The organism is Hymenobacter elongatus (assembly GCF_004745955.1).
GTDB lineage: Bacteria > Bacteroidota > Bacteroidia > Cytophagales > Hymenobacteraceae > Hymenobacter > Hymenobacter elongatus.
This window is the reverse complement of record NZ_SRLD01000005.1, coordinates 69,091-91,583: the sequence shown is the minus strand read 5'-3', so window position 1 is coordinate 91,583 and position 22,493 is coordinate 69,091. Positions and strand designations below refer to the sequence as shown.

The 22,493-nt window shown below is 61.1% G+C and carries 15 protein-coding genes and 1 tRNA gene; 8 read left to right on the top strand and 8 right to left on the bottom strand.

Translation table 11 applies throughout. From position 1 onward, the window contains the following. Window positions 1–188: 188 nt before the first annotated feature. Entirely contained in the window at window positions 189–3,710 is a 3,522-nt protein-coding gene (locus E5J99_RS04160) for a class I SAM-dependent DNA methyltransferase (protein WP_135496456.1), read from the bottom strand. Window positions 3,711–4,212: 502 nt separating this feature from the next. Between E5J99_RS04160 and E5J99_RS04155 the strand changes: the two genes are divergently transcribed. From E5J99_RS04155 to E5J99_RS04145, 3 genes are all read left to right on the top strand, one after another. Further along, window positions 4,213–5,283 (top strand): NHL repeat-containing protein, encoded by a 1,071-nt coding sequence (locus tag E5J99_RS04155; protein ID WP_135496455.1) that lies wholly within the window; start codon window positions 4,213–4,215, stop codon window positions 5,281–5,283. Window positions 5,284–5,562: 279 nt separating this feature from the next. Next, window positions 5,563–6,351: a DUF2490 domain-containing protein gene (locus E5J99_RS04150; RefSeq protein ID WP_135496454.1), complete on the top strand. Its 789-nt coding sequence runs from the start codon at window positions 5,563–5,565 to the stop codon at window positions 6,349–6,351. 544 nt (window positions 6,352–6,895) lie between these two features. Then, window positions 6,896–7,759 carry a sulfurtransferase gene (locus tag E5J99_RS04145; protein WP_135496453.1) on the top strand — a complete coding sequence of 288 codons (864 nt, stop codon included), beginning with the start codon at window positions 6,896–6,898 and terminating at the stop codon, window positions 7,757–7,759. A 371-nt stretch (window positions 7,760–8,130) separates the two neighbouring features. On the opposite strand, the gene E5J99_RS04140 is transcribed toward E5J99_RS04145, so the two are convergent. Further along, window positions 8,131–8,655 (bottom strand): MOSC domain-containing protein, encoded by a 525-nt coding sequence (locus E5J99_RS04140; protein ID WP_135496452.1) that lies wholly within the window; start codon window positions 8,653–8,655, stop codon window positions 8,131–8,133. 123 nt (window positions 8,656–8,778) lie between these two features. Further along, on the bottom strand, window positions 8,779–9,483 hold the full coding sequence (locus E5J99_RS04135) for a VIT1/CCC1 transporter family protein (protein ID WP_135496451.1): 705 nt from the start codon (window positions 9,481–9,483) through the stop codon (window positions 8,779–8,781). A 175-nt stretch (window positions 9,484–9,658) separates the two neighbouring features. Between E5J99_RS04135 and E5J99_RS04130 the strand changes: the two genes are divergently transcribed. After that, window positions 9,659–10,315 carry a Dps family protein gene (locus tag E5J99_RS04130; protein WP_135496450.1) on the top strand — a complete coding sequence of 219 codons (657 nt, stop codon included), beginning with the start codon at window positions 9,659–9,661 and terminating at the stop codon, window positions 10,313–10,315. 511 nt (window positions 10,316–10,826) lie between these two features. Next, window positions 10,827–10,908, top strand: a tRNA-Leu gene (locus E5J99_RS04125). Between the two features lie 245 nt (window positions 10,909–11,153). Here E5J99_RS04125 and E5J99_RS04120 read toward each other — a convergent pair. Then, window positions 11,154–12,704, bottom strand: a complete 1,551-nt coding sequence (locus tag E5J99_RS04120) for an NFACT RNA binding domain-containing protein (RefSeq protein ID WP_167851972.1) — start codon at window positions 12,702–12,704, stop codon at window positions 11,154–11,156. A gap of 170 nt (window positions 12,705–12,874) precedes the next feature. Here E5J99_RS04120 and E5J99_RS04115 point away from each other — a divergent pair, with 170 nt between their 5' ends. Continuing rightward, a complete protein-coding gene (locus tag E5J99_RS04115) occupies window positions 12,875–13,375 on the top strand; it encodes a hypothetical protein (RefSeq protein WP_135496448.1) in 501 nt (166 codons plus the stop codon). A gap of 48 nt (window positions 13,376–13,423) precedes the next feature. On the opposite strand, the gene E5J99_RS04110 is transcribed toward E5J99_RS04115, so the two are convergent. From E5J99_RS04110 to E5J99_RS04100, 3 genes are all read right to left on the bottom strand, one after another. Then, window positions 13,424–14,191 (bottom strand): MBL fold metallo-hydrolase, encoded by a 768-nt coding sequence (locus tag E5J99_RS04110; RefSeq protein ID WP_135496447.1) that lies wholly within the window; start codon window positions 14,189–14,191, stop codon window positions 13,424–13,426. Between the two features lie 103 nt (window positions 14,192–14,294). Next, window positions 14,295–14,672 carry a response regulator gene (locus E5J99_RS04105; protein WP_135496446.1) on the bottom strand — a complete coding sequence of 126 codons (378 nt, stop codon included), beginning with the start codon at window positions 14,670–14,672 and terminating at the stop codon, window positions 14,295–14,297. Between the two features lie 60 nt (window positions 14,673–14,732). Further along, the gene (locus tag E5J99_RS04100) at window positions 14,733–18,854 is read right to left on the bottom strand and encodes a PAS domain S-box protein (protein WP_135496445.1); all 4,122 of its coding nucleotides are present in this window, start codon (window positions 18,852–18,854) and stop codon (window positions 14,733–14,735) included. A gap of 126 nt (window positions 18,855–18,980) precedes the next feature. On the opposite strand from E5J99_RS04100, the gene E5J99_RS04095 reads away from it, so the two are divergent. Both E5J99_RS04095 and miaA read left to right on the top strand, forming a co-directional pair. Beyond that, window positions 18,981–20,126: a glycosyltransferase gene (locus E5J99_RS04095; protein WP_135496444.1), complete on the top strand. Its 1,146-nt coding sequence runs from the start codon at window positions 18,981–18,983 to the stop codon at window positions 20,124–20,126. Continuing rightward, window positions 20,123–21,028 (top strand): tRNA (adenosine(37)-N6)-dimethylallyltransferase MiaA, encoded by a 906-nt coding sequence (miaA, locus tag E5J99_RS04090; RefSeq protein ID WP_135496443.1) that lies wholly within the window; start codon window positions 20,123–20,125, stop codon window positions 21,026–21,028. Before E5J99_RS04095 ends, miaA begins: the two co-directional genes overlap by 4 nt. Window positions 21,029–21,317: 289 nt before the next feature. Here the strand turns inward: miaA and pfkA are convergent, their stop codons facing one another. After that, window positions 21,318–22,289: a 6-phosphofructokinase gene (gene pfkA / locus E5J99_RS04085; protein WP_135496442.1), complete on the bottom strand. Its 972-nt coding sequence runs from the start codon at window positions 22,287–22,289 to the stop codon at window positions 21,318–21,320. Window positions 22,290–22,493 lie beyond the last annotated feature (204 nt).

The window sequence follows — 22,493 nt, the reverse complement described above, 5'->3', positions numbered from 1 at the left end:
TCAGCATGACGGCCTTTTTGTGTTTCGCTTTATTCAGGAACAAGTCTACTTTGTTAGTATTTAAAATGCAATTTTTCCTGCCTCCGTTTCGGGCCGCTCTAGAGCCACGCTGCCCAAGCGGTGGGGCTTGGGCAGCGTGGCGTAAAAAGACGAGAGTAGAAAAGGGTATCAGAAAACGATGAAGGAAGCTACGCCACGTATGTCCCTTCCAGCGTCTGCCGCAGCAAGCTCAGGGCGGCCAGCGTAGCCAGCAACGGCTCCACTTTGTCGGCTTTGAGGCGCTTGAAGCGGGCGGCTACCTGGGCAGCGGTCACGGGCTGGCCGGCCTGGGCCACGGCGTCGCGGAGGGCCTGCATTTGGGGAGCCAGCTCGGTGGGCCAGGCCTGGGGGGCTTCGTTCAACGACTTGTTCAACGATTGACTACCCCGGCCTTCGGCCACCCCTCCTTGAAGGAAGGAGGGGCGCTTGCCGCCGTCCTTTGGGCTTTCGGCGTCGGGCAGGGCTATGGTCGTCTGCACGGTTTCGGGGGCCTGGTAGGCGGGGCGCAGGTAGCGCACTTGCCCGGCCTGCTCTTCGCGGGCCCGCTCGTGGTTGAGGCGCACGAGGCGCGTCAGAATCTCGGCGTCGGGCAGGGCGGGGGGCCAGGCGTAGGCTTCGGCCACGGCGGCGTCGAGCTGCTGGTGCAGGCTGAGGACCACGGAGGCCAGGCCCTGCTGGTTCACGGTCAGGTCTTTGGGGGTGAGGGGCTGGCTGGCGCGCAGCTTCTCCACCACGTTGTAGAGGTCGGTGAGGGTGAGGCCGGGGTGCTGGGCCTGCTGGCGCTTGCGGTGGGCGTCGAGCTGTTCGGCCAACTCCCGGATGCGGGCCTGCTGCGCGGGCGTGGCGGCGGGGAAGGGGAACGGTTGGAAACAACGAGTTGCATTGTAACGAGAGTCATTCCCAACGCCTAGCCAACTGCCTGTCGCAAAAGCCCAAACGGTGTGAAATCTGCTTGACATTACGCCTAAATAATAAGCGTCATCTAAGGCAAAGGCGACGATAGTATTGTCCGCAATTGTATTTCCATCTAAGATTGAAAAGATGCGGTGCCGAGAAGTGTATGTGGTTCCTATGTATGTTTTTAATCCTTCCAAAGCAGGCCGAAAGTTGGCTCTAGGCTCTCCGAAAATCCACCATTTGGTGCGATAGGACGCACGGTTGTTTTGGTCGCGCTCTGGTTTAACACGCTCGACAATACGTTGATAAACTTCTGGGAATCTGTTAAGAACTTCATCAGGCGATAAACCAAACAGGTCTATTACAAAAAGGTCGCGGGATTTTTGCGAAAGGTCACGGCCGCTTATATATGGGCGAATGTGTTTGTCCAATCCTTCGTAACGACCTAATCCAAGTGCCGTTGCTTCTTCATGCGTTACAAGAAAACCTCCACCATAAAGACCTACCCCAACGTTTGCAAGACCCGCATTGCTTTCAATTGGACGGGCTTCATCAAGATTAGCTCCTACGCTTAGGTCAGCATTGATGCGTCCTTCGTGAATAGTGAATTCTACAGCACTGCCTTCGCCATCAGGTGTTTCGGTTGCCACTTCAAGCAACTGGCCAGTCGAATCTCCCGGTTCTGCCACAGTCATTGCAATGCGCACGGCTGCTCCACTGCCGCTTTCAACCCAAGGATGGTCTGGAATAGCCATAGCCAGAGAAAGCTGAGACTTAGATTCTGTGGCATCTAAGAATTGCTGCATCACGCGGCGGTTAAAGTTCTGCGTGATTGAATTGGTGGTAATGAAACCAAGTCTCTCAGATTTGCCACTTTGAACAGCACGAGCGGCATTATACCACCAATACATAACGAAATCAGCAGACTCAGGGACTTGCCCTTTGTATGCTTTGCGGAGTGCTTCTACATATCCGTCGCCCAAAGCTGTACGCATTGCTTTATCACCAATAAACGGCGGGTTGCCCACGATGAAATCGGCTTCGGGCCACTCGGCGGGGCGGGGGTTGGGGTAGTCGAGCACGGGCGTGCGGGCGGTTTCGTCGGGCACGGGCTGTCCTGTCGCGGGGTGCGGGCGGGTGGTGCCGTCCCAGCGGGTCACGGGCTGGCCGTGGGCATCGAGGCGGGGCGTGGGCGCGTCGTGGCGCAGGGCGGCATCCTGCTGGCGGATGTTCTGGTACTCATCCAGCAGGGGCTCCGCGAGCTGGGTGATGCCGTGGGTGCGCAGGTGCCATTGCAGGTAGCCGATGCGCAGCACCACGTCGGCAATGGCGGCCGCGCGCGGGTTCAGCTCCAGGCCCAGCAGCTGCCGCGGGCTCACGGTGGTGCCCCCGCCCAAATCGAGCAGGCCCGTCTGCCCGAAGCTGTTGATGGCGGCCAGCACCTCGCCTTCGAGGCGCTTGAGGTGCTCCAGGGTCACGTAGAGGAAGTTGCCGGAGCCGCAGGCGGGGTCCAGGATGCGCAGCGAGGTGAGGCGGGTGAGGAAGCGCACCAGCTCCTGGCGGGCCTCCTTGGGCTGGTTTTCGTCGAGGCGGCGGGCGCTGGCGGCCTGGGCGGCGGTCCACTCGCGGCGCAGGGGCTCCAGCACGGTGGGCAGCACCAGGCGCTCCACGTAGCGGCGCGGGGTGTAGTGGGCGCCCAGGCTGTGGCGCTCCTTGGGGTCCAGCGCCCGTTCCAGCAGGGTGCCGAAGATGGCGGGCTCCACGGCGGTCCAGTCGGCCTCGGCGGCTTTGAGCAGCAGGGCCGTCTGGTCGGCGGTGAGGGGCAGGGCGGTGGCGTCGTGAAAGAGCTTGCCGTTGAAGCGGCGCAGGCGGGCCTTCAGGTCGGGGGAGAAGCCGCCGGTGTCCATGGTGGCCCAGAGGCCGCGCAGGGCATCGGGCAGAAACTCGCGCAGCTCGGGCGCGGCGTAGGTGCGCAGCATGCCCGTGAAGCTGGCTTTGGGAATCAGGCCCACGTCCTCGGAGAACATCGTGAACAGGCAGCGCATCAGGAACTGGGCCACCACCTCGGCCGGGTGCCCGGCCCGTTCCAGCTGGGCCGACACGCCGGCCAGGTAGCCGGCCAGCTCCCGCGTGACGCGGGCGGCGCGGCGGCTGGGGTCCAGCTCGCGGGGCGCCTGCCACACCTGGCGCAGCAGCGTGCGGGTGGCCTCGTCGGCCAGGGCGGCCAGCGGCAGGCGGAAGCTGCCCTGGTCGGGGAAGGGCACGAAAGCGTCGCCGACCTGGGCAAAGTTCGAGTACACATCAATGCAGTAGCCCACGTCCACCACCAGCACGAACAGGGGCCGGGGCTCGTCGGGCGGCAGGGCGCGCACGTAGCCCAGGGCCTGCTGGCGGGCGGCCTGCATCATCTGCTCCCACTTCACGGAGCCGCGCAGGGCGTGGCCCTTGCGGCGCTTTTCGGCGGTCAGGCCCAACTCTGCGCGGTCCGACTTCTCGGCCTTTTGCTGGGCGTCGGGCGAGTCGGTGCCCTGCTTGGTTTCCAGGATAAAGCAGCCGCGCTTATAGAGGTCGATGCGGCCGGTGCTCTTTTTGGGGCCGTCCTGGAACTGTACGGCGCGCTCCAGCACGTACTGGTCCTGGGAGGCGGTGTCGGTGGTCGGGTCGGGTTTGGGGACTTGAAGTAAGTCGCAGAGGTCCTGCAGGAAGAGGCCGTAGTTGGCGCGCTCGGCACCGCCGGAGTTGCGCCAGCGGGCGGCGAAGTCGGGATAGGTCACGGGATAAGTAGGAATTGGTAAGTAAGAATTAGGGCGGTTTCGAGGTCAATGTACAGGGTGTAGAGACGCGACCCTTCGCGTCTCAATCGTTGCTGACATTGTTGCGCTAACCTGTCGTTCAACATGGAGACGCGAAGGGGCACGTCTCTACATCCTGTACACGAACTTCGGATGTGGTCCAGGGCGGGAAGATAAGCGGAAAAGGCGGCGCGAACGGTGCCGGGCGCAACTTCTGGGTTGAGTCCCGCGCAGCGGCTACTCCAAGGCCCTGGTAAGATATAATAATTGGGTAGCAGATGCGTTGGCACAAGCCGACGCTGCTACACACAAAAATGGCGTCAGGCTCCCCTCTCCCCGGGGGAGGGGCCGGGGGTGAGGCAGATGCGGCCGGGGTGAGGCACATCAGGAGGTACCGCGCTACTACACTGACCTCCCGGCAAATTAGACGCCCGTTCTTACCACCGCGTGCTTACCTTCGTCCCCATCATTTTTACTACTCTCTATGCTATCTGTTCCCGCTCCTCGTTTGCTGATTGCTTTATCCCTGCTGGTTGTTGCCGGCTGTAAAGACAACACTCCGCTTCCGGTACCGGCGCCCATGCCGCTGGCCGCAACTCATAACGTGACTATCCTGGCGGGCACTACCGGCTTTGGGTATGCCGATGGCACAGGCGCAGCGGCCGCCTTTGATGTTCCCGCCGGGCTAGCCGTCGATGCCCAGGGCAATGTGTACGTGGCCGATACCAACAACCAGCGCATTCGCAAAATCAGCCCGGCCGGCGTCGTGACGACCCTAGCCGGCAGCGGCCCGGTGGGTCGCGACCAGGGCGGCTACGTCGATGGTCCCGTTGCCCAGGCCATGTTTCGCCAGCCGTCCGGGGTGGCCGTCGATGCCCAAGGCGCTGTGTACGTGGCCGATTTTGGCAACTACCGGGTGCGCAAAATCAGTCCGGCCGGTATTGTCACGACCGTAGCCCCCAACACGCAGTTTGAGTTGCCGACCAGCCTGGTCGTCGATGCGCAAGGCACGCTGTATGTAGGCGATGCCGGCAACTACTGCGTGTATAAAATCAGCCCGACGGGCGCAGTCAGCATCCTGGCGGGCTCAGCCGACCACCCGGGTTTCGCCGATGGCCCCGGCACTTCCGCCCGGTTTCTGTTCATCAGCGGTCTGTGCCTTGATGCCCAGAACAACGTATTTGTCGCGGATCCGCAAAATCATCGGATCCGCAAAATCAGCCCGGCCGGTGTGGTGACTACCGTAGCGGGTAGCGGCCAGCCTGGCTCTGCCCTGGGCCCGGCCGCCACGGCCCAGTTCGACCAGCCGACTGGGGTAGCCGTCGATGCCCAGGGCACGCTCTACGTGGCTGATGAGGCGAACAACCACATCCGCCAGATCAGCCCGACGGGCGTGGTCAGCAGGTTTGCCGGCACCGGTCAGTATGGCTTCGCCGACGGCCCGGCCAACACGGCGCACTTTATTCGGCCCCGTGGTATCATCAGCACTGCGGAGGGCACGCTCTACGTCACGCAGCGGGTGGGAAGTCATATCCGCGTTATTAGGAAGAACTAGGGCGGTTTCGAGGTCAATGTACAGGGTGTAGAGACGCGAAGGGTCGCGTCTCCACATCCTGTACATTGACCTCGAAACCGCCCTAAGCGGCGGCTAACGACCCCAGGATAGTGTGGGTCGGCGCGGTTCGGGGACGCTTTTTTTCCTACACTAGCCACATGGGCATACTCAGCTTCGCGAAGTATGCCCATGTGGCAGTTTCAGCCTTTGCCTACCCAAGCCGCCTACGAGGCCGTAAGGCGTTTTCCCGCCGTGCCGCACTGCCCCATCCGCTCTACAATGCATAAACAAGTACTCCTTTCGGCGCTGGCTACCGCCCTGGTCATTGCCGGCAGCAGCCCCGCCGCCCGGGCCCAGACGCCCGGCTCCTGGGGCAGCTGGCTGATCGGGACGGTGCTGCTGCCGAGCACCGCCGAGCGCAAATGGGGCGGCTACGCCGAGGTGCAGGCCCGCAACAATGGGGTCGCGCGCCAGTATTTTTACAACGAGCTGAAAGCGGGCCTGAGCTACGACCTCGACAAGAACTTCACCCTGATGCTGGCCGGCGGGCGCTATGCCACATCCGACTACCGCGACCTGCGCGCCGGCCCCCTGAGCGTGGAAAAGCGCGTGTGGCTGCAAATGGTGCTGAGCCAATATATGAGCCGCCTGAAAGTGGAGCACCGCTACCGGGTGGAGCAGCGCTGGTTTGCCTACCGCGCCGACAGCAGCGAAACCCGCAACCGCCTGCGCTACCGCCTCAACGCCTTCCTGCCGCTGAACAAGCAGACTATTACCGATAACACGGTGTTTCTGTCCGTCTACGATGAGATATTCATCAACCCGAAAGGCCCGGTTCTGGAGCGCAACCGCGTGTACGCCGGCGTCGGCTACCAGTTCAGCCGCCGCCTGACGGTGCAGGCGGGGTGGCTCCATCAGGCCAATTACTCGCCCGCCGCCCTCACCAAAGGCCAGCTGGTGCCGCAGCGCACGGCCGCCAAAAACAACGTGGTGCTGGCCGTGGTATTCCGTCTTCCCAACCGCACCGGCACCCCCGCCTCCGAGCATCTGCCGTCGCAGCAGGACTAGCCAGCAGGCGGGTGGCGTAGCCGTTCAGATTTGGGTAGAGCTGGCAGTCGGCCAGGTCGAAGCGACCCGCTTGCTGCCGTTGTTGATGTAAAAAGAACGTCCCGCCACTTAAGAACGTCATGCCGGGCGAAGCCGAGGCATCTCGCGTGCTGAGGTTGTTGGAAAAGAACGTATCCTGCCTGATCTGGCGTCCGCACAGTCGAAGCATCTCTCCCCGCAGTGGTAACCAGACTTAGAGCGGTTTCGGATTCCGTGTACGGAGCAGCAGTAGCGCGAACTACACAGTTCGCGCTACTAGCCATAGACCCCCGAGAACCGCTCTGGTTTGGTGGTAAAGGTGGTTCTTTTAGGTGGACGCCAGATGCACCATGATGCCTGCCGCAGCAGCAGTAGCAGATGAATTGCGGCAGCAGGCAGCTGCCAAAGCCAGCTGGCTAACTTCCCCAACCCACTTTCCCAGTCCACTGGCTGCCCAAACTCGCTTATCTTGAGCAGCGCGTTTACTCCCGCGACCTGGCCTTTCACTCATGCAGCCGCCCCACTTATGCAGTCCCTTATAACCGCCGAAGAATTGCGGCAACTCCCGCCCGCCGAACCTGTAGTCCTGATTGATGCCCGCGCCGGCCCCGAGGCTCGTGCGCGCTACCAGGCCGGGCACCTGCCGGGGGCGCTGTTCGTAGATCTGGAAACCGACCTGGCCCGCCCCACCGACAACGCCGCCCACGGGGGCCGCCACCCGCTGCCGCCCTTCGCCGACTTCGCCCGGCTGCTCGGGCAGCTCGGCATTGGCCCCAGCACATCGGTGGTCGTGTACGACGATAAGAATGGAGCCAACGCGGCGGCGCGCTTCTGGTGGCTGCTCGCCAGCGCCGGCCACGCCGCCGTGCGGGTGCTGGATGGCGGTCTGGCGGCGGCGCTGGCTGCAGGCGAGCCCACAAGCAGCGCCGTAGAGCAGCCGGCCGCCGTGCCGCCATATCCGGGCAGCGGCTGGCAGCGGCCCTTGGCTTCTACCGAAGAAGTGCGCCACGCCTCCGAAAGCGGGGAAAGCTTAATTATCGACGTGCGCGAAGCTTTCCGCTACCGGGGAGAGTCGGAGCCGATTGATCTGGTGGCGGGGCACATTCCGGGGGCCATAAACGTGCCCTTCAGCACCAACCTCGACGCGGAAGGCCGCTTCCTGCCGCCCGCTGCTCTGCGCGAAAAATACCAGGCGCTGCTAACCGGTCAGCCCCCAGAACAGGCTATCGTGCATTGCGGCTCCGGCGTCACGGCCTGCCACACGCTGCTGGCATTTGCGCGGGCCGGGCTGGCGGTGCCCAAGCTGTACGTGGGCTCCTGGAGTGAATGGTCGCGCAATGCTTTCCCGCTGGCTACCGGCGACGCACCAGGGCGTGTGGACCATACATAGAGAGAAAACGTCCTGTCAGCAACGCAGCAGCTCGCTGCGGTTGTTGAATTACTACTGCTACGTTAGAGCGGTTTCGAGGTCAATGGCTAGTAGCGCGAACTGTGTAGTTCGCGTCCCCGTGCCGTTCGCAGTCGTTCTATCGGCGCGGCGACGCGAACTACAAAGTTCGCGCTACTGCTGCTCCGTACACGGGACCCGAAACCGCGCTAGTAGCGGTTTGAGGTAGTTTCCCGAGTCGTCCGAACGATGTAGAGATGCCTATTTGCGTCTCATCGTTGAACGATACCCGTTGCAACGTCAGCAACGATTAAGACGCAAGCAGGCGTCTCTACATCGTTCGGAGCGCTTTAACTGCTAACGCAAACAACGATTTAGTCAGCTTTTTCCAAAATCCGCACCACGTCGCCTACGCGCAGCAGGCCGCCCTGCACAATGCGAGCCGTGAGGCCGCCGTGGCCGCGCATGGCGTTGTAGCCCCCGGCCCCCAGCTCTTCCTCCATGCGTGAGCAGGGGTGGCACTCGCCCGTAATTTCCAGTACCACTTCCTCGCCCAGCCTGATGTGCCGGTTCTTTAGCGCCAGCAGGTTCACGCCACTCACGACGAGGTTGCGGCGCAGGCGGTCGGGGCTAATGGGGGCCGCCTGGCCCAGAAAGCCGGCTACGGCCGTCAAATGCTCGTGCTGGAGCAGCGTTACCTGCCGCTTGCCCCCGGCTTTCACGCGGGCGTGGTCGCCGCGCAGGCAGGCATCGGTCAGCACCTCTACTTCGGCCAGCGCTACCAGCGGCTCGCGCCGCACCGGCCGGATACCAATCCACTCCACGCGGCCCTGCTGGGGCAGCGTAGCCAGCATCTGCGCGATTTTCGATTTGTCGTCGCCAAAAAAAGGGAAGGCCATAAAAGAATGTGTGGTCGTTTGCGAAAGAAAAGCCGTTGTCGTGCTGCTGTCCGCATCCCGGGCATCGTTGCCACCTCGGGGTAATAAGTTACTGTACGGTAGCCCGCGGGTTGCCCCGGTTCTTTATTCCCCGCTAATCTGCCGGGCCACAAAGAAAGCAGCGCCGGCTGCCAAGGCCCCGACGCTTGCCATTTTGAGGGCTCCCGCAATGGGTGGCTGTCCCGTCAGCCGGCTTTTAAGGTAGCCAAACAGCAACAGGCACACCAGCGTAATCACCGCCGACCACAGCAGGCCCTGCGTGGGCGTGTCCGTCACGAAGTAGGCGCTCAGCGGAATCAGGCCGCCCACAGCGTAGGCCAGGCTGATGGTGGCCGCACTTTTGGGCGCTTGCCTGGGGTCGGGCTTTTCGAGGCCCAGCTCATACTTCATCATAAACTTCACCCACTGCTCGGGGTCGGCGGTAAGCTCCCGGACGGCCAGCTCCCGGGTGGTTTCCGACAAGCCGATTTCGGCCAGCAGGTCGCGCACTTCGGCCCGCTCTACTTCGGGCACTTCCCGTACTTCGCGCTGCTCGCGGGCCAACTCGGCCTCGTAGTGCTCCACTTCGGTGCGGCCTGCCAGATACCCGCCCAAGCCCATAGCAATGGAGCCGGCCACGATTTCGGCCAGCCCCGCCGTAATTACCAATGCCGACGACTGCACGGCCCCACTCAGGCCGGCCGCCAAGGCAAAAGGCACCGTGAGGCCATCGGAAAGGCCAATAACGATATCCTGCAGCATCGCCGAGCTGGTCAGGTGGTCTTCGGGGTGCGGGTGGTGGGCCGACATAGGTATTACCAACTCTAACAAGGGTATTTCGGTTACCAAGGTAGCGCCTGGCCGTGGGCAATTAGCGCCACTACCCTGGCCCGGCCTCCGCACTTGGCCGAACCTAGCGCCGCAGCACTCGTAAAGCCCTGTAGTGGCCGCCCGGGCCGCATTCCATAATTCCGCTTCTCTACCAATGGCTACCAAAGACACCACCAAGAAACCTGCTGCCAAGGCTGCCCCCAAAGCTTCTCCCACGGCCAGCACCACCACCAACGGCCAGGCGCCCAGCGTGCAGCCCGTGCTCAACCAGCAGTTCAACGCCCCGGCTCCGCTCCAGAAGTACGGAACCGTGTCGCAGCGCCTACCCATCGGCCTCAATGAGAAAACCCGTCAGCAGAGCGTGAACAACCTCAACCAGATGCTGGCCGACACCATCACCCTGCGCGACCTTTACAAAAAGCACCATTGGCAGGTAGTAGGTCCTACGTTCTACCAGTTGCACCTGCTCTACGATAAGCACTACGAAGAGCAAAGCGTGCTGGTCGATACCATTGCTGAGCGCATCCAGATCCTGGGCGGCGTGGCCGTGGCTATGGCTCACGACGTAGCCGAGCTGGCCAGCATTCCGCGCCCGCCCCGCGACCGGGAGGAGGCTCCCATCCAGGTTTCGCGCCTGCTGGAAGCCCACCAGATTATCCTCAAAAACTGCCACGACTTTGCTGAACAAGCCGACGAAAGCGGCGACGACGGCAGCAACGACTTGTTCATCAGTGAAGTGCTGCGCGCCAACGAAATGCAGGTGTGGTTCGTGTCGGAGCACGTTGTGGACACTCCATTGGTCCGTTCGTAGCCTTTGCCCAACCAGCTGTGCAAAAGCCCTGGCTCACCCTTGAGTCAGGGCTTTTGCACGTTCAGGAGGTGGTGGAAGCGTATTGCAAGACTGATGAAAGAACGTGTCATCCCTAAACACAGACTAAGCCACTGAAACCCTGTAGAGACGCATAGCTGCGCCTCGTCGTTCTTCTACCGGGAGGTTGTTCAGATTCCGCTGAACCTCGACGCTTCTCCGCCGCCTGCTGCCCATGGGTAGCCATACACCAGCAGCCTGGGCGGGCACAGCCCACCGTTAACCTTGGAACGACATGTTTCGCACCGCTAAGCTGAAAATTTCTTCGCTGGCTTTGTTGCTGATTCTTAGCGCCTCAAGTCGCCAGTTATACCGGTTAACAGTCTTTTTCACGGAAAAAACGCTGTTCTACTTGCAACGCTTACTCCAACCGGCTACTTTTGTCCCCACTTCGCCGCCTCAGCGAAGCCGGTAGCTTTCCTTGCTGCCGTAGTGAGTACCACTTACTTTATCCGCGCACGTGGTGAAACTGGTAGACACGCCATCTTGAGGGGGTGGTGCCTTCGGGTGTGGGAGTTCGAATCTCCCCGCGCGCACTCCAACAGAAAACCCGCTTCAGCTTAGCTGAAGCGGGTTTTCTGTTTTTCAGGTTGGCCGCTGCAAGGCGAATGATTGGTGCCTGCTTGGGGGCTACAAAAAAGCCGATTCTATGTCCTGTGTGCTCTGGCTTCTGCCTGTCGAAGCATCGCTACCGCAGTAGTAATCAGATACTGGTGCGGTAATACTGCTTCGGCCGCGCGGACCCCAGAGCAGGCGGGTGGAAATTTTAATTCCCATCAGCCTAGCTGGCCCGCTCAAATGGATTGGCGGGCACCACCAGCACCACCCGTTCCCGCTCCACTACTACCTGCCCGGCCACAGCTCCTTTGCGCTTGCGCACAAACTTTTTGGGCGTTACCGTCACGGGGCACAGCGAGTCGTTTTTGCGCCGCGAGTACCAGGCCGCCAGCTGCGCGGCCCGCTCTACCACGGGCTCTGGTACCGGCTGGCCAGCCTTGTGCTTCACCACCACGTGAGAGCCCGTCACGTCCTTGGCGTGCAGCCAGAGGTCATCCTTATGGGCATAGCGTTGGGTGAGCAGGTCGTTGTTCTGCGCATTGCGGCCCACCAGAATGGTGTAGCCACTGTCCGTAAATACTTTGAAGGGTAGTTCAGCGGCTTCTTTGGCCTTGGTTTCGGGCTGGAGGTCGTGCGTCTTGCGCCACGCGCGGAGCTGGCGCAGCTCCGCAATAGCGGCTAGCTCTTCCAGCCGCTCCAGGCACCAGAAGGCCTCGGTTTCCCGGCGCTCGATGCGCTCCTGCAGCTGCTCCGTCTCTATCTTCTGGTTTTTGGCTTTACGATATAAGTTCTGGGCCGTGCGCTGCGGCGTTTCGGTGGCCTTGAGCTTGATGGTGCGCGGCTGGTTGTCCTGGTAGAAATCCACGACTTCGACCTGCGCCGCCCCGGCCGGAATCTGGCTTAAGTTGGCCATAATCAGGTCGGCAGTTTGGCGGTAGCCAGCCATGTGCTCCAGGGCATAAAGGCGCGTGCGGGCGTGGCTGGCGCTGATGGTAGCTTCCTCGGTCCGCTTTTCCAGGGCCTGCCGCACTTGGCGCAGCTCGGTTTCGTAGGCGCGCCGGCCCAGCGTGAGGGGCACAAACAGCCGTAGCGCCGCCACGGCGTCGGGCGGCAGCGTTTGCTCAGTTTCCCCTACGGGCAGCAGAGTCAGGCGGGTTTTTCCTTCCACGGCTGTCAGGTAAAGCTGCGGCGGGTTTTCGAGCAGTTGCACCGTTTCTGCTACCATGCGTAAGCGGGTAGCCTCGGTAGCGGCTTCGTAGCCGTGGGCCCGCAGGTAGCGCGGCGGCACGTCGCCCAGGGCCGGGTAGGCCCGCAGCGGGTTCGTGGGGTCGGGGAGAGGCTCTGCGGCCGGGGCCAGGTCCGCGTCGGCGGTGTAGCGCTGGTGAAACAGCTCGGCCGGCGCATCCGGTGCCGGACGGAATACCGCGTTGGGCCGGGGGCCGTAGAGCTTAAACAGCAGTGTAGCCCCGTCGGTGAAGTGCAGCCGTAGCACCCGGTCGTGGGGAAATACGCTGGCGTCCGCTACTATTTTGCCGAGCAGGCCGGGCAGCAGATCCACCGAGTTGGCACGGGCGCGGTGAAAAGTTTCGGGCAGGGCCAGCACTGGGAAAGCGGCCGCAAGCTGCGCCTTCAGCCACAGCTCGGCCCCGCCGTTGGTGAGTCCGATAACCAGCTCATCCTTTTCCTGCGAGAAACAGGTAGCTACCTGAAAACCGGCCAGCAGCTGGGAAAGAGCGGGTGCCAGCAAGCGCAGAAAATAGTGGTTATTATGCATGAAAAGGATGAAATCGGCCTGATGGTATGGTATCTGAAGAAGCTGGAAATGTATAGGTAAAACAGCCGCACGACCGGCAGAATTATAGCTGCGGCTTGCAACCATCTTCCCAGCTGGCTGCTCCTTCCGGTAGTACCCCCGCTCATACCAGTTACTCAACCTTTATTTAAATGAAAAAGCATCTACTTCTTTCCGTCTCCGCGCTAGGGCTGGGGCTTGTAGCCTGCGAAAAAGCCGACGAAAAAGTTAAAAACTACGTGGTTCCGGCGCCCATCACGGCTACTTTCAACCAAGACTATGACCTCAACTACCAGCAAGTGGCCCGGCTGCCAACGACTGCCACGCCCGAGCTGACCGTAGAATTAGCCGATCTGCAATACACCTACTGCCCCGCCGACGGCTGCTCCAGCAACCCCAGCCTGCGTTGCGTGGTCGGCACCGATGTGTCCCCCAACCTGACCGTGACCGATGCCACGGGGCAAGTGCAGCAGGTGCGGCTGCCAGCCAATAGTCCCGCCGCCGGCTCGCCCGCCTGGCGCGATACTACCAGTATCCGGGCCAACGGGCAGCGCTACGTACTCTACTACGTGAAATGGAAGATGCTCCGGTGTGACCCCGCCAAGTACGATTTTTCGGTGGTGCTGCGAGTGAGCAAGCCCACCACGAAATGAGGTTGACCCCGGCGGCAACGGCCAGTTCCAGCGGAACTGGCCGTTGTGTTACAGCACCACCTGTAGTCCGTCGTAGGCCAGCCGCACAAACTCGGGGAGCGTGGCTTCCACGTCGCGGTGGCGGCCGAGCTGGTGACCAATGTGCGTGATGTACCCTTGGCGGGGAGCCAGATCGGCCAGAATATCGACGGCTTCCTGCAGCGAGAAGTGGGAAATGTGCTGTTCGTGCCGCAAGGCATTGAGCACGATGATTTCGGAGCCCCGCACCCGCGCCAACGACTCATCGGAGAGGTAGTTGGCATCGGTGATATAGGTGAAGTTGCCGATGCGGAAACCCAGTACGGGCAGCTTATAGTGCATGGCCCGAATAGGGTGCACTTCCACGCCTTCCACCAGAAAGCTGTCCGTATCGCTCAGAATCGGCATGGTCTGCACCTTGGGCACGCCGGGGTATTTGTGCTCAGCAAAAATATAGGCGTACTCGCGGCGCAGCTGCTCCAGCACGCGCGCTTCGGCGTACACGGGCATGTCTTGCTGCTGCTTGAAATTATAGGCCCGGATATCATCCATGCCGGCCGTGTGGTCCTTGTGCTCGTGGGTGAAAATCAGGGCGTCCAGGTGGTCGATGCGGGCCCGCAGCACTTGCTGGCGAAAATCGGGTCCGGAATCGATGATGAGGCTTTTGCCCTGGGTCTGGACGTGCACCGATACCCGCAGACGCTTGTCGCGGTAGTCCACGGAGCTGCATACCGGGCAATGGCACCCAATCATGGGGACTCCCTGCGATGTACCAGTACCGAGAAAAGTAACTTTCATGTAAGGTATTAGGGTCTTGAAGGCTTGCCACCCGGATGCTTGATCCGGAGAGTAGGTACGCTCCGGCCGGCTTCCGACGTTTCCGCTTTCAAGACCCTACCAGCTAGCCTATGTATTGTTTCACCACGCGCACCAGCGCGTCAAAATCGAGTGGTTTGGGCAGGTAGTCCGTCACGCCAGCCTCGCGAAACTGCTCCATGGAGTAGTTGTTGGCGTTGCCGGTAATGGCGATAATCGGAATCTGGGCGATGCGCGGATCGGCATTGCGGCGGATTTCGCGGGTGCATTCCATGCCGTCTTTCACCGGAATGTTAATGTCCATCAGCACGCAGTCGATGGGCTGCGATTCGACTTGCTTGAGCACTTCCCCGCCGTTTTTAGCCGACACGATGCGGTATTTCTGGAGCTCCAGAATCTTTTTGGTCAGGTTCAGAATCACAGAGCTATCCTCTGCTATCAGGATTGTTTTAGTGTCAGCCATGGGAAAGAAAGTTTAGGGTCGGAAGGATAGGGAAGGGCCGGGTGAAAAGGAATACGGTAGCTACTCGCTCTGGGTAACCGCCTGATACGTATGGATGAAGGCAGTGAAGTGGCGCATCAAGGTATCAAAATCTTGTTCTATGTGGTCAAGATGGCCCTTTTTTAGGTCATATTCCAAGCTTTTAGCACATTCTGCCAATTGATTTATGCCCAGCGTGAAGCCGGTACCCTTCAGCTGGTGCAAATGTGGCAAAATCTGCTCGTACTGCTTCTGAGTCACCAATTGTTGCGCTTCGGTGAGCAATTCGCTGGCTTCATGCTCAAAATCAGTGTATAGCTGGCTGGCAAATTCGGCCCCGCCCAGCTGGCGCAGCTGCTCCACTACCTCCGGGTCGATGAAGGTAGTGGCCAGTGCGCCGGCCGCATCGGCGGCCGGCGGCGCGGGTTTCTCTGCACTGTCTGGCGCGGTGGGGGCGGCTACCGGGGGCGTTTCGGGGGCGGCCGCCAGGCGCAGGGCCGCCAGCCGCTCGGCGGCACCGGTCCAGCGCAGCAGCACCGTGTAGAGGTCCTGCGACTTCACGGGCTTGGAAATGTAGTCGTCCATGCCCTGCTGCACGAACCGTTCGGCGTCTTCCCTCATCGAGTAGGCCGTCATGGCCACGATGGGGGGGCACTGCCGCCCCAGGCGCGTCCGGATTTCGTGCATGGCCGTGATGCCGTCCATTTCCGGCATCTGAATGTCCATGAAAATCATCTCGTACAGGCCACCAGGAGCAGTTGCCTTGCTGATGGCCTCAAACCCGTCGCCGGCCACGTCGATCTGGCAGCCCAGCTTGTCGAGCAAACGCACGGCTACTTTCTGGTTGATGGGGTTGTCATCGACGAGCAGTACCCGCGGGGCCGTTTCGAGGCGCATGATTTCGTGGCTCCGGTCGCGGGAGGCCACGCGCTCCTGCACGATTTCCTCTTCGTTGTAGGCCACCCGGCAGCGCATCGTAAACCAGAAGGTAGAGCCGTCGCCGGTGTTGGAAATCATGCCGATTTCGCCACTCAGCAGCTCGGCCAGCTGCTTGCTGATAGCCAGGCCCAGGCCCGTGCCGCCGAAGGCCTTGGTTGGCGTGGTATCGAGCTGGGTGAAATTGGTGAAGAGGAGCTTGGCGTTGGAAGGCGAAATACCGATACCGGAATCCTGGACCGCAAAGCGCAGGGTGTGCTCAATGCCGTCGGTCGAAACCGAGGAAACGATGATGCTGACCGTGCCCGATGCCGTAAACTTAATGGCATTGGATGTGAGGTTGGACAGAATCTGCAGCACGCGGGTTTCGTCGGTGACGATGAAGCGTGGGGTGTGCGGGGTGATGTGGTAGGTGAATTTGAGGTTCTTCTGATTGGCACGGTTGGCAAACAGCGAGTGAATCTTGTCGAGCGTGTAGTACAGATCAATGCCCGACTCGTTGAGCTGGAGTTTCCCGGCCTGAATCTTCGACAGATCCAGAATATCGTTCAGAATAGCCAGCAGCGCATCCGACGACTTGCGCAGCGTGTCCACGTAGTCTTCCTGCTCCTCCGAGGCCACGGTTTGGTGCAGCAGGTCAATCATACCGATGATGCCATTCATGGGCGTGCGCAGCTCGTGGCTCATGTTGGCCAGAAACTGGGTTTTGGCCTCCAGCGCGGTTTCGGCTTCCTCCTTGGCGCGGCGCAGGTCGTCCTGCATCTGCTTGAACTCGGTGATGTCGCGCCCGATGCCTTCGGTGCCGGCCGGGCCGTCGTTTACTGTCCGCGCGTTCACCAGCACGCTCACGGCGTGGCCCTCCTTGTGGCGCATGGCAATTTCGATGTTGCGGGCCTCGCCGTGCTGTCGAACATTGTTCAGCAGATCGTCGCGCTGCTCAGGGTTCAGGTAGTAGTCGATGATGGGCTGGCCGATGACCTCGGTCGGCGCGTAGCCCAGCATATCCTGCACCGAAGGGCTGACCAGCGTCAGCACCCCTTTGCCATCGGTGCGGTAGTACACGTCCTGAAACGACTCGAAAATGGCCCGGAACTTCTCTTCCTGCGCGGCCAGCTCCAGCTGCGAGCGTTTTTTGTCGGTAATGTCGTGGGCCATGCCCGAAATCTCCTCGAACGTGCCGTCGTCGAGGTAAATGGGGTTGAGGTAGATTTCGCGCCAGGTATCCATGCCGCGCGAGTCGCGCAGCCGCATTTCGAAGCGCTGGGGCTGGCCCTGGAAGGCGCGGCGGTAATTTTCGATAAACAGCTCGCGGGCATCCTCCTCCATCATGCCCAGATCGGCCTGCCAGAGGTTCACGTTCAGGGACGGATACACGCCGTTGCGCCGCAGGAAATAGGCCGAGTAGTTGCGGTTGAACGAGGTCAGGCGCGAGTGCATGTCCACGGACCACATCAGGTGGGAGCCGCTCTCAAAAATGGCGTTCAGGCGGGCATTTTGCTTGTTGATCTGCACTTCATTGCGCTTGCGCTCAATGGCCAGGGCCACTTGGTTGGAAATAAAGTGCAGAATCTCAATGTCGGCTGCCGCGTAGGCGTCGGCTTTGTGGTAGTCCTGCACGGCAATGACGCCGATGATTCGCTCCCCAATGCTCAGGGGCGAGCAGAGCATCACTTCGGGCATGAGCCCGAACGCCGTGATGGTGCCATTGGCAATGAGCCCCTGCAGCTCGGGCCGCAGCAAAAACAGGGGCCGTCCGGTGCGAATAATGTACTCCGATACCCCCGACGAGAACGGCCGCGATACCAACCCCTGCTCCCCCTGAATATTCTGATCGACGAAGTACGAGAACTGCAGCTGGGTGCGCGCGTCGTCGCAGAGCGCAATGTAGAAATTATTGGTTTCGATAATCTTGCTCAGCTCCCGATGAATAGCGCCGTACAACGACTGCAAGTCTTTGGAGCTGATGGCCAGGTTGGCAATGCTGTAGTACACTTTCTGCAGCCGCTCCGCCTTGATGCGGTCCGTTATATCGTGCAGAATGGCGCGGGTGCTCACGGGCTCATCGTCTTGCCAGGAGCAGGAAATAGAGCCGATAAGGTGGATCGGCTTGCCGGTTTTGGTCAGGAAAACGGTTTCGAGCTTGTTGACCTTTTCGCCCTTGTAGAGGTTGCGCAGCTGGTAGAGCAGCTTGGCCTTGTAGTAAGGGTGTACCACATCGCCCAGCGTCATCTGGCTCAGGTCCTCGTCGCTGAAGCCCAGTTTTTCCTTCCAGGCCTTGTTCACGAACAGAAAGCGGTTATCGATGCTCAGGTTCTGAATCAGGTCGTGGGCATTGTCGAGAAAGTCCTGGAGGCGGTGGCGGTTGTCGGTGAGGGCGCGGGCCGCCACGTGGCGGTCGGTGTAGTCGCGGCCCACCACAAACATGCCCGTAATATTGCCATCGAAGTCGCGGGCAAATTCGGCGTGCCAGTACACCATGCGCTCCTGTCCCGACTTGGTAAGGATAGTGCGCTCGTAGAAATCCTGCAGCTGTTCAGTAGCAATACACTTCAGGAAGGCTGTCCGGGAAGTGTGCCGCTCGATGGGCAGGGTGAATAACTCGTGGTAAGGCTGGCCCAGCACCTCGGCCCGCTCGTATTCAGTATAAAGCAGGAAAAAATCATTGACGTCCAAGATAGAGCCGTCCCGGTCGGCGAGCACATAGCTGAGGTTGGTGCGGCTCAGCAGGTCGCGCAGCTGCTGCTGGGTGCGCTCCAGCACCTGCTGCTGGGTCACGTTCTCGTGGCGTCGCTGGCCCTGGGTCACGTCGCGCATCGTGAGCTGCACCCGCCGCCCGCCGTCCGGCACTTCCACCCGGTGCAGCGTAACCCAGGCATCGAGCGGGGCCGCATCGGTGCGGCGGCCATACCACCACTTAGAGAACTTCACGCCGGTTTGGGCCGTGTGTAGCACGGCTTCCTGCAGCATCTGCTCCGAAAGCCAGTGGTCCTCCCGCTCGTCAGTCGGGGGCACCGCGAAGGTCATCAGGCCCGCTGCCAGCAGCTCGGGCTGCGTGGTGCCCAGCAGCCGCAGGGCCGTCTGATTACAGTCGACCAGCACGCCTTGCTCATCAAAGAGCAGCATAGCGTCGTAGGCCTCCTCGAAGAGGGCGCGGTAAAAATCAGGTGGCGGGGCCGGCGAAGCGCCCGGTACTGAGGGGGCAGTTGGTGATACAGGACGAATCGACATCGGGTAGGATAGGCGGCCCGCGGTGGAGCTGCGCCCACCACTCCTGACCAGTACACGAGTTTAACTCCTTAAATTTGTCAAAAATATCCCAGATAGCGTGATTCTGCGGGTGATTCCTCCCAGAAAATGGCCGCTAATTTTCGTATGCGCACCCTTATCTTCACCGTAACCACCGACTTAAACTACGACCAGCGCATGCAGCGGATTTGCCGCAGCCTGGCCGCGCACGGGTACGAGGTGCTGCTGGTGGGCCGCCACTGGCCCACCTCCCGCCCCCTGATGGCCCAGCCCTACCGCCAGCACCGGCTGCGCTGCTGGCAGAATACGGGTAAGCTGTTCTATCTGGAATTCAATCTGCGCTTGCTAATGTACCTGCTTGGGCAGCGGGCTTCCGCCTGGTGCGCCATCGATCTGGATACCGCTCTGCCCGTCTGGCTGCGGGCCCGGCTGGCCGGGCAACCCTTTCTCTACGATGCCCACGAGCTGTTTACGGAGGTGCCCGAAGTGGTAGCCCGCCCGGCCGTGCGGCGGCTGTGGCTGGCTATAGAGCGGTTTATTGTGCCGCGGGCCGCCCTGGCCTACACCGTAGGGCCGGCACTGGCGCAGGTCTTCCAACAGCGCTACGGCAAGTCGTTTGGCGTAGTGCGCAATATCAGCCTGCTGCTGCCGCCGGAGCTGCCGCCGGCCCCGATGGCGGCCCCGGCTGGCGGCTATATTCTGTACCAAGGCGCGCTAAACGCGGGCCGGGGGCTGGAGGCTTTGCTGGATGCTATGCCGCAGGTGGCCGGCCGACTCGTGATTTGTGGGGAAGGCGACTTGTCGGCGGCGTTGCGGGCGCAGGCTTCTCGCTTGGGGCTGCTGGCCAGTGGGCAGGTCGAATTTCGGGGATTCGTGCTGCCCGACGACCTGCGCACGATAACCAACGAGGCTGCCGTTGGTATCATGCTGCTCGAAAATCAGGGGCTGAGCTACTATTATTCCCTGGCCAATAAGTTTTTCGACTACCTCCACGCCGGTATTCCGCAGCTCATCGTCGATTTTCCGGAATACCGTTGCCTCAATGAGCAATACGAGGTGGCGGAAGTCGTCACGCTGACCCCGGACTCTATTGCGGCGGCTCTCAACGGCCTGCTGCGCGACAACCCGGCCCGCTACCACGAGCTGGCCGCCAATTGCCGCCGCGCCCGGCAGACGTTGAGCTGGCAGCACGAAGAGCAACACCTCGTGGCGCTTTATGACGCCTTGTGGCCCCCCCAATCCATTCCTGCATGAACCTGCTCCCCCGCGCTCCGTCGCAGCCTACCTTACTCGTCATCTCGGGGCCAACGGCCGTGGGCAAAACGGCCCTGTGCGTGCGACTGGCCCAGCACTACGCCACCGATATTATTTCCGCCGACTCGCGCCAGTTTTTCCGTGAGCTGTCCATCGGTACGGCCAAGCCTACACCCGCCGAAATGCAGGGTGTGGCGCACCACTTCATCGATTCGCACGGCATTACCGAAGACTACAACGCCGGCCGCTTCGAAGTCGATTGCCTGGCCCTGCTGGAGCAGCTTTTTCAGCGCCACCCGCTCGTTATTCTAACCGGTGGTTCGGGCCTCTATTTGCAGGCCGTGACCGAGGGGCTGGATGCCATGCCGCTGGCCGACCTGGCCGTGCGGGCCGCTTTGCAGCAGGAGCTGGCTGCGGGCGGTCTGGAGCCGCTCGTGGCCGAGCTGGCCCGCCTCGATCCGGTAACCCATGCCCGTATTGACCGGCAAAACCACCAGCGCGTAGTGCGCGCCCTGGAGGTAAGCCGGAGTACTGGCCAGCCATTTTCAAGCTTCCACACGCCGAAAGCGGCTAAGGAACGTCCTTTCCAGGTCATCAAAGTTGCCCTCACCCGCGAGCGGGAGGAGCTCTACCAGCGCATTGATGAGCGGGTGGAGCAGATGCTGGAAGCCGGCTTGCTGGATGAGGCAACCAGCTTGCTGCCCTACCGCCACCACAACGCCCTGCAAACCGTGGGCTACCAGGAACTATTCGGCTACCTCGACGGCCTCTACGACTGGCCCGAAGCCGTGCGCCTGCTCAAGCGCAACACGCGTCACTACGCCAAGCGCCAGCTCACGTGGCTCCGCCGCGACCCCGCCTATCAATGGCTGCACCCGGACGAAGTGGGCTTTCCGCTCTGACGTTCCGTTGCATCCTGCATCTTCCGCCTTGCAAAGAGCCCGACAGCTTCTCCCAACACGCAAAAAGCCCCCTACCGGCTACGGTAGAGGGCTTTTGCGTGTTGAAGTATCTTCGGTCAGAAAAGTCTTTCTTTTGCGGCCGACAGAGGGGGATGATACAAAAAAATGAACGAAGCTGTTGAGGAAGTCAACAGAACCGGACCGTAATGCGCAGCAGGACGGTCTGATAGGTTCAGCTATACTTCCTCAACAGCTTCAACTTCAAGCGCACCATCTCCCAAGCTAGCCGCTACACGTTCAGAATTTCCACCATGCGCATAAACGTCTGGTTGATAAGCTTCTTTTTGTGAATCGTGTCGCTGAATGGCGTGTATACCAGCTTGCGGTCTACGATGCCGGCCATCACGTTGCGCATGCCGTTGAGCAGCCCTTCCACGGCGGCAATGCCGATTTGGGAGCCCAGCAGACGGTCGGCGGCGGTGGGGGAGCCGCCGCGCTGCACGTGCCCGATGATGGTAACGCGGGTATCGAGCTCGGGAATAGCTTCCTTTACGCGCTGGGCCACGGCCTGGGCGTTCCCCTCCTCGTCGCCCTCGGCCACGATGACGATAAACGAGGTTTTGGACCGTTTCCAACCGCTTTGCAGCGTTTCAATCACGGCTTCCGTCGACATCTGCGTTTCCGGAATCATCACGATTTCGGCCCCGCCGCCAATGGCGCAGGGAATGGCAATGTAGCCCGAGTCGCGGCCCATCACTTCGATAAAAAAGCAGCGGTCGTGCGAGTCGGCCGTGTCGCGAATCTTGTCGATGGCCTCCAGGGCCGTGTTCACGGCCGTATCGTAGCCGATGGTATAATCGGTACCGTAGAGGTCGTTGTCGATGGTGCCCGGCGCGCCCACGGTCGGGATGCCGAACTCCTGCTCGAAAAGAGTAGCGCCGGTGAACGTCCCATTGCCGCCGATGGCTACCAGGCCATCGATACCATTATTTACCAGCTGGTCGAAGGCTTGCTGCCGACCTTCTTTAGTCATGAATTTCTGGCTGCGCGCCGACTTGAGAATCGTGCCGCCCTTCTGGATGGTGTTGGCTACGGAAGCCGAATCGAGGCGTACGAACTCGCCTTTAATCATGCCGCTGTAGCCGCGCATGATGCCATATACTTCAATGCCGTGATACACGGCCGTGCGCACCACGGCCCGGATGCAGGCGTTCATACCCGGCGAGTCGCCGCCGCTGGTGAAAACTGCAATACGTTTCATCATAATTCAGGTAGTCAGAACAGCCCAACGCGGGCGGCGCAAAGGTGATAAATCCAAATCGAAAACTAAGCCTCCACCAGTAGGAAAGGCAAAAAACCGCGTCGGCTAGCCGGCTATTTTTTTTAGAATGCCGTATTGCAAGAACGCCTACCGAGGAGTATCTTAACAGCCCCGCCGTCGCCTTTTGGTCAGTTACGGGCCCAG

Bases quoted from the DNA above. Each gene is read 5' to 3' on its own strand.
- E5J99_RS04155 (WP_135496455.1), top strand. From the start codon at position 4,213: ATGCTATCTGTTCCCGCTCCTCGTTTGCTGATTGCTTTATCCCTGCTG.
- E5J99_RS04150 (WP_135496454.1), top strand. From the start codon at position 5,563: ATGCATAAACAAGTACTCCTTTCGGCGCTGGCTACCGCCCTGGTCATT.
- E5J99_RS04145 (WP_135496453.1), top strand. From the start codon at position 6,896: ATGCAGTCCCTTATAACCGCCGAAGAATTGCGGCAACTCCCGCCCGCC.
- E5J99_RS04140 (WP_135496452.1), bottom strand. From the start codon at position 8,655: ATGGCCTTCCCTTTTTTTGGCGACGACAAATCGAAAATCGCGCAGATG.
- E5J99_RS04135 (WP_135496451.1), bottom strand. From the start codon at position 9,483: ATGTCGGCCCACCACCCGCACCCCGAAGACCACCTGACCAGCTCGGCG.
- E5J99_RS04130 (WP_135496450.1), top strand. From the start codon at position 9,659: ATGGCTACCAAAGACACCACCAAGAAACCTGCTGCCAAGGCTGCCCCC.
- E5J99_RS04120 (WP_167851972.1), bottom strand. From the start codon at position 12,704: ATGCATAATAACCACTATTTTCTGCGCTTGCTGGCACCCGCTCTTTCC.
- E5J99_RS04115 (WP_135496448.1), top strand. From the start codon at position 12,875: ATGAAAAAGCATCTACTTCTTTCCGTCTCCGCGCTAGGGCTGGGGCTT.
- E5J99_RS04110 (WP_135496447.1), bottom strand. From the start codon at position 14,191: ATGAAAGTTACTTTTCTCGGTACTGGTACATCGCAGGGAGTCCCCATG.
- E5J99_RS04105 (WP_135496446.1), bottom strand. From the start codon at position 14,672: ATGGCTGACACTAAAACAATCCTGATAGCAGAGGATAGCTCTGTGATT.
- E5J99_RS04100 (WP_135496445.1), bottom strand. From the start codon at position 18,854: ATGTCGATTCGTCCTGTATCACCAACTGCCCCCTCAGTACCGGGCGCT.
- E5J99_RS04095 (WP_135496444.1), top strand. From the start codon at position 18,981: ATGGCCGCTAATTTTCGTATGCGCACCCTTATCTTCACCGTAACCACC.
- miaA (WP_135496443.1), top strand. From the start codon at position 20,123: ATGAACCTGCTCCCCCGCGCTCCGTCGCAGCCTACCTTACTCGTCATC.
- pfkA (WP_135496442.1), bottom strand. From the start codon at position 22,289: ATGAAACGTATTGCAGTTTTCACCAGCGGCGGCGACTCGCCGGGTATG.